The sequence below is a fragment of the Paraburkholderia ferrariae NBRC 106233 genome (assembly GCF_000685035.1).
GTDB classification, from domain to species: Bacteria; Pseudomonadota; Gammaproteobacteria; order Burkholderiales; family Burkholderiaceae; genus Paraburkholderia; species Paraburkholderia ferrariae.
The window spans coordinates 87,456-98,853 of the sequence record NZ_BAYB01000036.1; the positions used below are offsets into that span (position 1 = coordinate 87,456).

14 protein-coding genes and 1 pseudogene are annotated in these 11,398 nt (G+C 64.5%); 7 read left to right on the top strand and 8 right to left on the bottom strand.

Features of this window, described 5'->3' with window-relative positions; translation table 11 throughout:
- Nucleotides 1–413 precede the first annotated feature (413 nt).
- The gene (locus BFE01S_RS43585; protein WP_052421030.1) at nucleotides 414–719 is read left to right on the top strand and encodes a hypothetical protein; all 306 of its coding nucleotides are present in this window, start codon (nucleotides 414–416) and stop codon (nucleotides 717–719) included.
- A 46-nt stretch (nucleotides 720–765) separates the two neighbouring features.
- On the opposite strand, the gene BFE01S_RS30625 is transcribed toward BFE01S_RS43585, so the two are convergent.
- On the bottom strand, nucleotides 766–1,470 hold the full coding sequence (locus BFE01S_RS30625) for an SDR family NAD(P)-dependent oxidoreductase (protein WP_028228787.1): 705 nt from the start codon (nucleotides 1,468–1,470) through the stop codon (nucleotides 766–768).
- Nucleotides 1,471–1,631: 161 nt separating this feature from the next.
- Here BFE01S_RS30625 and BFE01S_RS30630 point away from each other — a divergent pair, with 161 nt between their 5' ends.
- Together BFE01S_RS30630 and BFE01S_RS30635 are read left to right on the top strand one after the other, a co-directional pair.
- Nucleotides 1,632–2,561 (top strand): LysR family transcriptional regulator, encoded by a 930-nt coding sequence (locus BFE01S_RS30630; protein WP_028228788.1) that lies wholly within the window; start codon nucleotides 1,632–1,634, stop codon nucleotides 2,559–2,561.
- On the top strand, nucleotides 2,558–3,145 hold the full coding sequence (locus BFE01S_RS30635; RefSeq protein ID WP_028228789.1) for a hypothetical protein: 588 nt from the start codon (nucleotides 2,558–2,560) through the stop codon (nucleotides 3,143–3,145). Before BFE01S_RS30630 ends, BFE01S_RS30635 begins: the two co-directional genes overlap by 4 nt.
- Nucleotides 3,146–3,208: 63 nt before the next feature.
- On the opposite strand, the gene BFE01S_RS30640 is transcribed toward BFE01S_RS30635, so the two are convergent.
- Nucleotides 3,209–3,760: a glutathione peroxidase gene (locus BFE01S_RS30640; protein WP_028228790.1), complete on the bottom strand. Its 552-nt coding sequence runs from the start codon at nucleotides 3,758–3,760 to the stop codon at nucleotides 3,209–3,211.
- Between the two features lie 452 nt (nucleotides 3,761–4,212).
- Here BFE01S_RS30640 and BFE01S_RS30650 point away from each other — a divergent pair, with 452 nt between their 5' ends.
- Both BFE01S_RS30650 and BFE01S_RS30655 read left to right on the top strand, forming a co-directional pair.
- Complete coding sequence (locus BFE01S_RS30650) at nucleotides 4,213–5,142, top strand: DMT family transporter (RefSeq protein WP_042339095.1); 930 nt, start codon at nucleotides 4,213–4,215, stop codon at nucleotides 5,140–5,142.
- 68 nt (nucleotides 5,143–5,210) lie between these two features.
- Entirely contained in the window at nucleotides 5,211–6,347 is a 1,137-nt protein-coding gene (locus BFE01S_RS30655; protein ID WP_028228793.1) for a glycosyltransferase family 9 protein, read from the top strand.
- A gap of 22 nt (nucleotides 6,348–6,369) precedes the next feature.
- Here BFE01S_RS30655 and BFE01S_RS30660 read toward each other — a convergent pair whose 3' ends face one another.
- The 3 genes from BFE01S_RS30660 to BFE01S_RS30670 all read right to left on the bottom strand — a co-directional run bounded on the left by BFE01S_RS30660 (nucleotide 6,370) and on the right by BFE01S_RS30670 (nucleotide 7,698).
- A complete protein-coding gene (locus tag BFE01S_RS30660) occupies nucleotides 6,370–6,582 on the bottom strand; it encodes a hypothetical protein (protein WP_028228794.1) in 213 nt (70 codons plus the stop codon).
- A gap of 11 nt (nucleotides 6,583–6,593) precedes the next feature.
- Entirely contained in the window at nucleotides 6,594–7,247 is a 654-nt protein-coding gene (locus tag BFE01S_RS40815; RefSeq protein ID WP_042339097.1) for an HAD family hydrolase, read from the bottom strand.
- A 91-nt stretch (nucleotides 7,248–7,338) separates the two neighbouring features.
- Entirely contained in the window at nucleotides 7,339–7,698 is a 360-nt protein-coding gene (locus BFE01S_RS30670) for a winged helix-turn-helix transcriptional regulator (RefSeq protein ID WP_042339101.1), read from the bottom strand.
- Nucleotides 7,699–7,782: 84 nt separating this feature from the next.
- On the opposite strand from BFE01S_RS30670, the gene BFE01S_RS30675 reads away from it, so the two are divergent.
- On the top strand, nucleotides 7,783–8,325 hold the full coding sequence (locus tag BFE01S_RS30675) for a carboxymuconolactone decarboxylase family protein (RefSeq protein ID WP_028228796.1): 543 nt from the start codon (nucleotides 7,783–7,785) through the stop codon (nucleotides 8,323–8,325).
- A 76-nt stretch (nucleotides 8,326–8,401) separates the two neighbouring features.
- Nucleotides 8,402–8,860: pseudogene (locus BFE01S_RS30680) on the top strand (enolase C-terminal domain-like protein); the annotation flags it as partial.
- Nucleotides 8,861–8,918: 58 nt separating this feature from the next.
- Here BFE01S_RS30680 and BFE01S_RS30685 read toward each other — a convergent pair.
- From BFE01S_RS30685 to BFE01S_RS30695, 3 genes are all read right to left on the bottom strand, one after another.
- Nucleotides 8,919–9,770 (bottom strand): 3-hydroxybutyryl-CoA dehydrogenase, encoded by an 852-nt coding sequence (locus tag BFE01S_RS30685; protein ID WP_028228798.1) that lies wholly within the window; start codon nucleotides 9,768–9,770, stop codon nucleotides 8,919–8,921.
- Nucleotides 9,771–9,799: 29 nt separating this feature from the next.
- A complete protein-coding gene (bktB, locus tag BFE01S_RS30690) occupies nucleotides 9,800–10,996 on the bottom strand; it encodes a beta-ketothiolase BktB (protein ID WP_028228799.1) in 1,197 nt (398 codons plus the stop codon).
- 42 nt (nucleotides 10,997–11,038) lie between these two features.
- A partial coding sequence (locus BFE01S_RS30695; RefSeq protein ID WP_028228800.1) for a 4Fe-4S dicluster domain-containing protein occupies nucleotides 11,039–11,398 on the bottom strand: 360 nt, incomplete at its 5' end.

The window sequence follows — 11,398 nt, forward strand, 5'->3', positions numbered from 1 at the left end:
TACCCGTAGTGATGTGTCGATGGTTCAAGACCGGCGCAACGATAAAGCCCGGCACGAACGCCTGACACTGAAATGGCGGAACATCGTCTGGCCATGTACCGAACGAGCCGTCCACTGGGCCGTCGCTGCTCGCATTCCGAGAGCAAGCGGCGTCGGCCCATTTTTACTGGCCTCAAGCCAGTCCGTCTTCCGGGGTCGCTTTTTACTTCTCTCGAATCGCAAATCAAAACGCTGCTTTTAGCCGCACGCGGTGCAGTGTGCCGTGCAGCGTCTCTTCAACGATGTCACGCATTTTCGTCGCAACGCCCCCCTGTGGTGGCACGCTCACCGGCAGCAGCAAAGCTGCAACGGTGAACGATGCCAGGCACGGGACGTGCGCTCGACGGATTCTACGATCGCAAGGCGAAGCAACCATGATGGGCGAAATCGAACAGGACATGTACGGACAGCAAAAATGCGCGAGCGCCGGAGGAAGACGCAGTGCAACGGGCCGCAGCGCGAAAACGCCGCCGCCGGGCGAAAGCCCCTATACCGTGAAGAACCTCGACGGTGCCATTGCCCACCTCGAAGTCGCCATTGCCGTGGACGACAACATTGCGGTCTTCGGCCGGCGCTATTGGCTCGACCGTGTACAGCAGATCGCGCTGACGCCCGGCATCATGCACGCCCAGGCGCGCCGCCTCAAGCGTCTGCTCGATCAGTTGATGGGGAACCAGTAGCACGCGAGGGCGCGTGCGGTCTCGCTCCCGTCGTGCAGGCGTGCGATCACCACGGCACGACGCGGCCCAGATAGTCGAGATAATGCAAGCCCGATCGCCCTTCATAAGCCTCGATCGTGCTCACCAGACCCGGAATGCTTTCGTCGATGCCCAGGCGTGCCTCGGGGCCGCCCATGTCGGTGCGAACCCATCCCGGCGCCATCAGCAGCAGGGTTCTCGCATCGTCCCGGTGGCGCGCCGCGAAACTGCGCATGAACATGTTCAGCGCGGCCTTGCTGCCGCGATAGACCTCGTAGTTGCCATTCGTATTGTTGGTCACGCTGCCCTGTCCCGACGACATCACGCCTATCGTTCCGGATAACTGAACGATTTCCGAGAACGCCTCGACCACCCGCATGGGACTCAAGGCGTTCGTCACCATCACGCGCACGAACTCCTCGGTCGAGACATCGGCAATCGTTTCGCCGTCGTCGTTCTTGACACCGGCATTCACGAACAGCAGATCGATGCGCCGGCTTTCAAGGCGGCCACGCAATGCGGCAACCTGCTCGCGACTGTTGATATCGACCGTTTCCGTTTCGAGTGCGCCGCCGGAAGACTGCGCGAGTTGCAGCAGTCTCTCCATCGAGCCCGCCCTGCCGGTGGCGATCACGCGCCAGCCGCGCCTGAGGTATTCCTCGACCATGGCGAAGCCCAGTCCGCGGGAGGCGCCGATCAGAAGCGCGGTCTTTTGTTCAGAGGTGTCTTGCATGGGTCATATCCTGTCAATGAGGCTGAAAGCAAGGCCGAAAGCGAGGCTGAAAGCCGACACGGAAAATATATCGACGCACCGTCCACAGCGGAAGGCGCGCCGGCTGCATGGATACCTTGCTCCGAACGCCATGTGCCAATGTGGCCATGTTAGGATCGGGCATGTCCGAACCCGACTTGAATCTGCTGATTGCGCTCGATGTATTGCTTGCCGACGGCAGCGTGGTCGGCGCCGCGCATCGGCTGGGCCTGAGCACCTCGGCCATGAGCCGGACCCTGACCCGCCTGCGCGAAGCGACGGGCGACCCGTTGCTCGTTCGCGCAGGCCGCCACATGGTGTTGACGCCCCACGCAGAAGCCCTGCGCCAACGCACGCGCCACGCAGTCGACGAAGCGCGAGCCCTGCTTCAGCCCTCGGCAGCCGAGCCCGACTTCCCCACCTTGCAGCGAACCTTCACACTGCGCACCAACGAGGGCTTCGTCGAAGCCTTCGGCGCTGCGCTCATCGCCGCCGCAACGGCCATCGCGCCACTCGTACGCGTGCGTTTCGCCCCCAAGACCGAAAAGACCGCCGCGCATTTGCGCGACGGTTCGGCCGACCTCGAAATCGGCGTGCTCAGTGAAATGGGCCCGGAAATCCGCGTGCAGGCGTTATTCCGCGACCGCTTCCTGGGTGTGGTCAGACAGGGCCATCCGCTCGAGCGGGACGGCAACATCACGGCAGAACGCTATGCATCGTTCGGTCACGTAGTAGCCGCGCGCCATGGCGACGGCAGCGGCCCCGTGGATGAAGCGCTGGCAACGCTGGGGCTGGAAAGAAGCATCGTCGCGGTGGTGCCGAGCTTTCATACGGCGCTGGCCGTGGCACGCGCTTCCGATCTGATTGCGCTGGTGCCCGCATCTTTTCTGGGCCATGCCCCCGATGATCGGGCATCGCCGCTCTCGGCCGGCATCCACCCGTTCGAGCTTCCCGTGACAACGGGCACCATTACCGTATCGCAGATGTGGCATCCGCGCCTCGAGGTCGATCCCGTTCATCGCTGGCTCAGGCAACTCGTTCTCAACGTCTGCCGCCAAAGGGTGCCGCTGTGAGCGGCTACGGGTCCACGATCGCACTCACTGTCGCGATCTTCGTGAGCGCGAGCATCGACGATTTCATGTTTCTCGTCTGCCTGTTGACAGGCGCGAGAACCCGGCCTTATGGGGTGATGCTGGCCAAGTTCGTGAACGCTTCGGTGGTTGTCGCGTGCGCCGCGGTGCTGGCCGCCGTGCTGGCAAGCAGCGCGGCAAAAATCGGCAACGCGTTGCTCGTGGGCAGCGTGCCGCTTGCCCTGGGTCTCTACCGGCTCGTTCAGGCGAGGCTCAGTCCCAGGAATGTCGCTCCTGCGCAGCAGGAGCCTCTGGCCGGCGAATCGTTCTGGCGCTGCTTTGTCGTGTTCGGCGCCGGCAGTCTCGACAATGTCGCCGCCTACACGTCGTTATTCGCCGCCAGCGCGGCGTCCGTTGCGGCCACAAGCATGGCGACGATTCTTGCCCTGACTGTCGTGCTGTGCGGCGCGGCCTGGCTCGTCGTCACGCAGCAGTGGCGCATCTTCCGCAGTGCGTGGCGGCTGGACGGCTTCGTGCCTTATCTTTTGATCGGCCTCGGCATTCGTGCGATCGCCGCCGCGCATTGACGGGTTTGCAGGTTGCGGGCCGGACTCGCTCCGGCCACGCGCCGCGCGCCACGTTACGTCCCGTTACGCCGCTTTCGCCAGTTCCGCCTCGATAGCCGCCACGAGCGCCGGATCGTCCGCCGCCACGTTCGGTGCGAATCGCGCCACGACTTTGCCCTCGCGGTTCACGAGAAACTTCTCGAAGTTCCATAGCACGTCGGGCGCCGGATTGGGTGCGATGCCATAGCCCTTCAGCCGTTCGCGGAACGGCCCGTCGCCGGTGGCCTGCGGCTGGGCATGGGTCAGCGTGTGATAGAGCGGGTGCTGATCCTCGCCCACCACCGAGATCTTCGAGAACAACGGAAATTTCACACCATAGTTAGCAGTGCAAAATTCCTCGATCTCGACATCCGATCCCGGCTCCTGGCCCTTGAAGTTGTTGGCCGGAAACGCCAGCACTTCGAACCCGCGCTCGCGCTTGTCTTCGTAGAGCGATTCGAGCCCTTCGTACTGCGGGGTCAGCCCGCACTTCGACGCCACGTTCACCACCAGCAGCACCTTGCCTTCGAAACGCCGCAGCGTGGCAGGCGTGCCGTCTATTGCGTTCACCGGAATGTCGTAAATCGCCGTGCTCATGTTCGTCTGTCCTGTTGAGTTAGGGGGGTGAAGCAAGCGCTCCGCCACGCTCGCGCGACAATCCGCGAGATACGAAAACCGGCAGCGTCATTCAGTTCGCGGTTGCGCGAGCAGATTCGTTTGAAGAAACCGAGCATCAAGGCGGGTTGCCGCTCGAACAACTCTAGCATGGTAGCCCACAGAATGTGGAAGAGCTCGCTCGTGCCATACGCGTGCGTATCGCACCGGAACTCCTTCCGGTCGAGCAGCGAAAATTCTGCAATCACCACGACTTCAAGGTAGGCCCTCGCGAGGGAAGGGAAAACCGATAGTCGATCATGCCCGAGCCACCCATTTCATTCGATATTTCAGCCCGACCCGAAACGTTCGTACCCACGTCGCGCTCATACTTCGGCACGCTCGCGCATGAAGGCCGCGCGAACCTCATCCCATTCCCTCAGGCAGAGGAGCCCATGAGCGGCAACCCCGGCACGGCATCTCCACGTCACAACGCTATCGTCGATCTGCTTTTGCTGCTGACGTTATCGACCCTCTGGGGCGCGTCGTACACCTTCATAAGGATCGGTGTCACGACGATTCCTCCCATCACGTTCATGGCGGCGCGAACCTTCATTGCGGGCATGCTGCTTGTAGTCTGGATGAGCCTGCGCGGCGCGAGGCTACCCCGCGACCCGGCCCTGTGGCGGCGCTTTCTCGTGCAGGCGTTCCTGAACAGCGTGGTGCCCTTTACGCTCATCGCCTGGGCCGAGCGTTCGGTCGAGGCGGGTCTCGCCACCATCCTCAACTCGACCTCTCCGGTGCTCGCGTTCCTGGGCACCTGGCTCATCACGCGCCACGAGAAAGTAACCGCACGCAAGCTGCTGGGCGTCGTCGCCGGGCTTGCCGGAACCTGCCTCGTGGTGGGCGCCAGTGCATTCGAAGGACTGGGCCGGCAACTCGTGCCGCAACTGGCCATCGTGGCCGCCACGGTCTGCTACGCGGGGGCAGCGCTCTATGGGCGCGCTTTCAAAGGCATGCCTGCCGCCGTCCCCTCCGCGGGTTCGCTGCTCGCGGGAACGGTGCTGCTCACGCCCATCAGCCTTGTCGTCGATCATCCGTGGACGCTGACTCCCTCGCTACATTCGGTGCTGGCACTCATGGGACTCGCCGTATTCTCCACAGCACTGGCTTTCCTCGTCTATTTCCGGCTCATTCAAACCTTGGGATCGGTGGGCACCACCGCTCAGGCTTATTTAAGAGTCCCAATTGGTGTGGGAATCAGCATGGCCTTTCTGGGCGAAACGCTGTCGCCGTCGGCATGGGCAGGACTCGCGTGCGTCGTTGCCGGGGTCGCCGCCATGACCCTACCCGCACCGAGACCGCGAACCGAAGCCGCCGCCTGATTACACGCGTAATTTGACGTAAACGTTCAGCATGCTTGCCGTTAGCTGCGATGGGCAGAATCGCTCCCATGAGCAGATTTCACGGCCGTATCCACACCTTTGCGCGCGCCCTGCCGCGGCTCGCGCTCAAGCCGCTGCGGCGCAAGCCCGCTGCGCTGCCGGCGCGCATTCTGATTGCGCAACACATGCTGTTGGGCGACGCGCTGCTGCTGGCCGCCTTGATGGCGAAACTGCGCGCGCTGTACCCCGAGGCACAGATCGTGTTGGCCTGCCCGAAAGCGATGGCGCCGCTCTACGCGAAGCACCCCTTCGGCGTCGATGCGCTTGCCTTCGACCCGCGCGACAGCGCCTCCGTGCAGCGTGTGCTGGCTTCGGGCCCCTACGATCTAGGCATCGTGGCGGGCGACAATCGTTACAGCTGGCTTGCACTCGCGGCGGGTTGCCGCTGGATCGTCGCGCATGCGGGCGACCGCCCGGCATGGAAAAACTGGCCAGTTGACGAGCCGATGCGGTATCCCGCTGCGCCGGCCGCCTGGGCGGATATGGCGGCGGGACTCGTGGAGGGTCCGGCGCCGCGGCCGTATCGTCCAACCGACTGGCCCGCGCCGCAGGCGAGCACAACCCTCCCGGCCGAGTTGCACAAAAAGCCTTATATCGTGCTGCATCCCGGCGCGAGCAGTACGGTCAAACGCTGGCCCGCCGAACGCTGGCGCGAGATTGCGGCGCGTGTCGAGGCCGATGGCTATCTGCCCGTGTGGAGCGGCGGTCCGGGCGAAGCCGGACTCGTCGACGAGATCGCCCCGGATCCGGCACAACCCAATCTGGCGGGACGCTACGGCCTCGCCGACATGTGGCACCTCTTGAGCGGCGCGCGCGCCCTGGTGTGCCCGGATACCGGCATCGCCCACCTCGCGCGCCTCGTGGGTGTGCCCACCGTTGCGCTGTTCGGCCCCGGCAATCCGCTGATTCACGGGGCGGGCCGCTATTGGCAGGACGCGCCGTTCATCGCGCTGGCCGCGGAAGTGCCTTGCCGCGACCATGTCACGCTGTTCCGGCGCCCCGTTACGTGGGTGCGCCGCTGCAGCCGCAGCGAGGCGACCTGCCTCGCCTGGCGCGACGGCCACGCCGGCTGCATGACCGGCAACTCCGTGGAGGCCGTCTATCGCGCGCTGCAGGACATGCTGGCGCTCGCAGCGGTGCACTGATCTTGCGGGATCAGGCGCACGTCTAAAGCGTGATGCAATATGAGCGAGCGGCAAGGGCACGGGGCGCGCATTCGCTGCGCACACAGGGCGTATGGAAGTGAAAGAAAATCTCCATGCCGCCCGGGCCCGGCATGAGCGGCAGCAGGGTCGGCGATGTGCCGGCGCTTTCCCAACTCCAGTAACGGTCGATGAACGGTCGCAGCGCAATATCGGGCAGGCGCTGATCGATACGCATGATTGTTGTGGCTACATCCGCTGCACGATCCCGGCCAGTTCTCCAATGTGTTGCGTCACCGACTGCTTGCCCAGGCGCGACCAGCCATCGAACGAAGTCGTGCCGCTCACCGCGCCGACAAACGGAATACCGGCCTGCTCCGCCGCGAGTGCATCGACGGCATGATCGCCCACATAGATTGCAGCGTCCGCGGGCAAGCCCAGCCGCGCGAGGGCGCAGACGAGCCCTTCGGGATCGGGCTTGTGCCGTGCGACGTCCTCGCCGCCCACGATCACATCGGCATGCGACTGCAGGCCCGCGACGGCGAGAATCGCTTCGATGCGATAGCGGAACTTGCTCGAAACGATACCGATGGCGATTCCCCACTCGCGCAGGCTGGCAAAAAGATCGGGCACTTCAGGATAGATACGTGTGGACGCAACCATCACTTCGTCGGCCCGCTCGACGAAATAGCGTGCAAACGCGTCCGCGCGCGCCGGTTCGTCCTCGCCGGTCAGCGTGCGAAACATGGCGGGCAGCGCCAGTCCGATCACGCCACGAATCTGTTCGGGCGGCACGGGCGGGCAGTCGAGCCGCCGCAGCGCGTGCGCCGTGCAATCGGCGATGCCCGCGGACGAATCGGCCAGCGTGAGATCGAAATCGAACAGGACAGCGCGAACAGGCATCGACGGACTCCGTTAAATGACGAGGCGCCCCTGCGACGCCCGGCAAGCGATATCGTTGAGCCCGCAATCATGACGCGAAGCGGGCGGTGGGTCATTCAGACTGATCGCGTTCGGCCGCCTCGAATCCGGCCGGGTCGCGCGAGGCCCATTGACCGGCCCAGGCAAGCAACGGCTGCAGCGCCGCTTCGAGCCGCCGGCCTTCGGCCGTCATGCGGTAGCCACCCTCGCCGTGCTCCACGAGCCCGGAGGCTCTGAGTTCCGCCAACCGCGTATTGAGCAGGCGCGCGTTGGTGCCGCACGCTTCCTGAAGCGCGCGAAACGTCAGTGCCTCGCCGCGCAACTCCCAGAGTATGCGCAGCGCGGTGCGGCGCCCGAGCAGATCCAGCACGACCATGATGGGTCGCCCGGTCTTCGAGCCCCGCGCGGACTGTCCGATCTTTGGAATCTTCATGCTTTACTTTTTAAAGCAAAATACCCAGGCTGTCAATCGGCACCCACCTTGCCGCCGACTTCGATGCAGAGGAGTTCATATCCTATGTCTCAACGTATCGCTTCCGCCGTCCCGCCTTTCGCTCCCGAAATCGCCACGCAGATCGAACGGATCATGAAGGGCCGCCCTCCGCTGCGCCTCTTCACCACGCTCGCCCGCGACGCGCGACTGTTCGGCAAGCTCTTCGGCGCCGGCCTGCTGGACAAGGGGCATCTCGACATCCGGCAACGCGAGATCGTCATCGACCGGACCACGGCGCTGTGCCGCTCCGAATACGAATGGGGCGTCCATATCGCCGTTTTCTCGCGCACGGCGGAACTGACCGACGAACAGATCCGTTCGCTAGCTCGCGGCTTTGCGCAGGACGCGTGCTGGCAACACGAGGAGCGGCTGCTGATCCGCCTGTGCGACGCGCTGCACACCCACTGCGATATCGACGATAGCCTGTGGGATGAGCTGCGCGCGGCCTTCAGCGAAGAAGCCCTGCTCGAACTGCTCATGCTCGCGGGCTTCTACCGGACCGTCAGCTATCTGACGAACGCGTTACGGTTGCCACATGAGGAGCATGCGGCGCGGTTTCCGGCCTGAGTGACGAGATGCTGCGTGGACCCGTTCCATGCCTGGGGGAGAAGTCGATGCGTGTTGTGGAGATTCTTGAAAGGCTTGCGACCCGCTGGACTTCGACACACAAGCGGAAGTGACGCGCCTCTACACCGGGCGCGTGGCGGCCGGAGAAGCGCTGTTCTCGTTGCAGGAAGCCCGCCTGCTGCGTCGCTATGGCGGCCTGCGCAAAAACCGCGACGTACTGCTGTTCGACCCCGTGCATTGCTACGGACTCACGGAGTTCGCGAGGATCGTCGACGATTTCGTCGGCGCGGGCTGGCCGGCACAGGCGTTCTGGCCGCATGGCGGGCATCTCTTCAGTCTGCATGTAGTCGCAGCACTCGGGCTCGGCGGCGCAGAACTGAACCCGTTCGCGTTTCATCCGTTCAACGGGACCATCGACGGCGCGCGGGTCGAGAACGGCATGGTGGCGGTACCGCAAGTGCCCGATATCGGCTTCGAACCGCGCGGCGAGGTCATGCAGGTATTTCGCCGGGCCTTCGGCGATTGGCTATCCTGACAAAACAAAAACGGCACGCTCAGGCATTCCCCCAGCACGTGCCGCACGTCCCCCAGCGTCAGGCGTACCGATACACCCCGTGCTTCGTCTTGCGACCGAGCCGCCCGGCCGTGACCAGTTCGCGCAGCAGCGGGCACGCGCGATACTTCGTGTCGCCGAAGTCCTTGAGGAACACCTCCATCACCGAAAGGCACACGTCGAGCCCGATCAGGTCCGCAAGCGCGAGCGGACCGATTGGATGATTCGCACCGAGCTTCATCGCGGCGTCGATGTCCTCGGCCGTCGAGGTTCCTTCGGCGAGCACGAAGAACGCCTCGTTGATCATCGGCACGAGAATCCGGTTCACGACGAAGCCCGGCGCATTGCGCACCGTGACCGGCGTCTTCCCGAGCCGCTCGCTCAATTCGCGCACGGCCGCGAGCGTCGCGTCGTTCGTTTGCAGCGCGCGGATCACCTCCACGAGTTGCAGAAGCGGCACCGGATTGAAGAAGTGCATGCCGATAAAGCGCTCGGGGCGGTCCAGCACGGCCGCGAGCGCCGTGATCGAGATCGACGACGTATTCGAAGCGACAATCGCATCTGCACCCACCACCGACTCGATCTGCCGCAGAATGCGCAGCTTCAGATCGAGGTTTTCGGTTGCGGCTTCGATCGCGATATCGACGTCCGCGAGTTGGGCATAGTCGGTCGAGGTGCGGATGCGCGCGAGCGCCGCGTCGCGTGCGGCCGCATCGATCTTGCCCTTCTCGACGAGGCGCGCAAGGCTGCCCGTGAGCGTTGCCACGCCCTTCTCCAGCGCTGCATTGGACACGTCGATCAGCACGACGTCGAGCCCCGCGACCGCCGCAACCTGCGCGATCCCGTTGCCCATCGTGCCCGCGCCGATAATGCCTGCCGTACGGATCGTCATAGCCGTCTCCTTCGTGGGCTGCGCGGCCATCAGGCGAGGTTCTCGAACACGGCGGCGATCCCCTGGCCGCCGCCGATGCACATCGTAACGAGCGCGTAGCGCCCGCCAATGCGCTTCAGTTCATAGAGCGCCTTCACGGTGATCAGCGTGCCCGTGGCCCCCACCGGGTGGCCGAGCGAAATGCCCGAGCCGTTCGGGTTGACCTTCGCCGGATCGAGGCCCAGTTCCTTCGCCACGGCGCAAGCCTGTGCGGCGAACGCTTCGTTCGATTCGATCACGTCGAGATCGGCGGCGGTGATGCCCGCGCGCTCCAGCGCGAGACGCGAGGCCGGCACCGGGCCAATGCCCATATAGGCCGGATCGACGCCCGCGTGCGCATAGGAAACAAGCCGCGCGAGCGGCTTCGCGCCGCGCTTTTCCGCCACGCTGCGCTCCATCATCAGCACGGCCGCCGCGGCGTCGTTGATACCGGACGCGTTGCCCGCCGTCACCGTGCCGTTCTCCTTCGCGAACACGGGCTTGAGCTTCGCGAAGTCGTCGAGGCTCGCCTCGTGGCGCACGTGCTCGTCGGTATCGAACTGCACCTCGCCCTTCTTCGACTTGATCGCGATGGGCAGGATCTGATCCTTGAAGCGGCCTTCGGCAATCGCGCGCGCAGCACGGTGGTGCGATTCGAGCGCGAGGGCATCCTGCGCGTCCCGCGTGATGCCGTACTTCTTCGCGACGTTCTCGGCCGTCACGCCCATGTGGATGGTCTGGAACGGGTCGTGCAACGCGCCCAGCATCATGTCGATCAGCTTGCCGTCGCCCATGCGCTGGCCGAAGCGCGCGGCGGGCACCGTGTAAGGCGCGCGGCTCATGCTTTCCGCACCGCCGCCGATGGCGATATCGGCATCGCCCAGCAAGATGGTTTGCGCAGCCGAAACGATTGCCTGCAGACCCGAGCCGCACAGGCGGTTCACGGTCAGCGCCGGCGTATGCTGCGCAACGCCGCCTTCGATCGCCGCGACGCGCGCGAGATACATATCGCGCGGCTCCGTGTGGATCACGTTGCCGAACACTACGTGGCCCACTTCGTCGCCGGAAACGTTCGCACGGGCAAGCACTTCGCGCACCACGCGCGCGGCCAGATCGGTCGGCGCAAAGTCCTTGAGACTGCCGCCGAAATCGCCGATCGCGGTACGCACGCCGCTCACCACCACCACTTCCTTCGCTGCATTGCTCATCGTATTGCTCCAGTTCGTTCGCGCTCGTCGCGCGTTCAGGCATTACATGTTCGGATAATTCGGCCCACCGCCGCCTTCGGGCGTGACCCACACGATGTTCTGCGTCGGGTCCTTGATGTCGCAGGTCTTGCAGTGCACGCAGTTCTGCGCGTTGATCTGCAAGCGGTCGCTGCCGTCGTCGTTCTTCACGAACTCGTACACCGCCGCCGGGCAGAAACGCCCTTCCGGGCCCGCGTAGGTGCGCAGGTTCACGTCCACCGGCACACTCGCATCTTTGAGCGTCAGGTGCGCCGGCTGGTTTTCCTCGTGGTTCGTATTGGAAATGAACACCGAAGAAAGACGGTCGAACGTGAGCTTGCCGTCCGGCTTCGGATACTCGATCGGCTTGCACTGCGAAGCCGG

What these genes read in the sequence shown, in the direction of transcription:
- BFE01S_RS43585 (WP_052421030.1), top strand. Translation starts at nt 414, where the DNA reads ATGATGGGCGAAATCGAACAGGACATGTACGGACAGCAAAAATGCGCG.
- BFE01S_RS30625 (WP_028228787.1), bottom strand. Translation starts at nt 1,470, where the DNA reads ATGCAAGACACCTCTGAACAAAAGACCGCGCTTCTGATCGGCGCCTCC.
- BFE01S_RS30630 (WP_028228788.1), top strand. Translation starts at nt 1,632, where the DNA reads ATGTCCGAACCCGACTTGAATCTGCTGATTGCGCTCGATGTATTGCTT.
- BFE01S_RS30640 (WP_028228790.1), bottom strand. Translation starts at nt 3,760, where the DNA reads ATGAGCACGGCGATTTACGACATTCCGGTGAACGCAATAGACGGCACG.
- BFE01S_RS30650 (WP_042339095.1), top strand. Translation starts at nt 4,213, where the DNA reads ATGAGCGGCAACCCCGGCACGGCATCTCCACGTCACAACGCTATCGTC.
- BFE01S_RS30655 (WP_028228793.1), top strand. Translation starts at nt 5,211, where the DNA reads ATGAGCAGATTTCACGGCCGTATCCACACCTTTGCGCGCGCCCTGCCG.
- BFE01S_RS30660 (WP_028228794.1), bottom strand. Translation starts at nt 6,582, where the DNA reads ATGCGTATCGATCAGCGCCTGCCCGATATTGCGCTGCGACCGTTCATC.
- BFE01S_RS40815 (WP_042339097.1), bottom strand. Translation starts at nt 7,247, where the DNA reads ATGCCTGTTCGCGCTGTCCTGTTCGATTTCGATCTCACGCTGGCCGAT.
- BFE01S_RS30670 (WP_042339101.1), bottom strand. Translation starts at nt 7,698, where the DNA reads ATGAAGATTCCAAAGATCGGACAGTCCGCGCGGGGCTCGAAGACCGGG.
- BFE01S_RS30675 (WP_028228796.1), top strand. Translation starts at nt 7,783, where the DNA reads ATGTCTCAACGTATCGCTTCCGCCGTCCCGCCTTTCGCTCCCGAAATC.
- BFE01S_RS30685 (WP_028228798.1), bottom strand. Translation starts at nt 9,770, where the DNA reads ATGACGATCCGTACGGCAGGCATTATCGGCGCGGGCACGATGGGCAAC.
- bktB (WP_028228799.1), bottom strand. Translation starts at nt 10,996, where the DNA reads ATGAGCAATGCAGCGAAGGAAGTGGTGGTGGTGAGCGGCGTGCGTACC.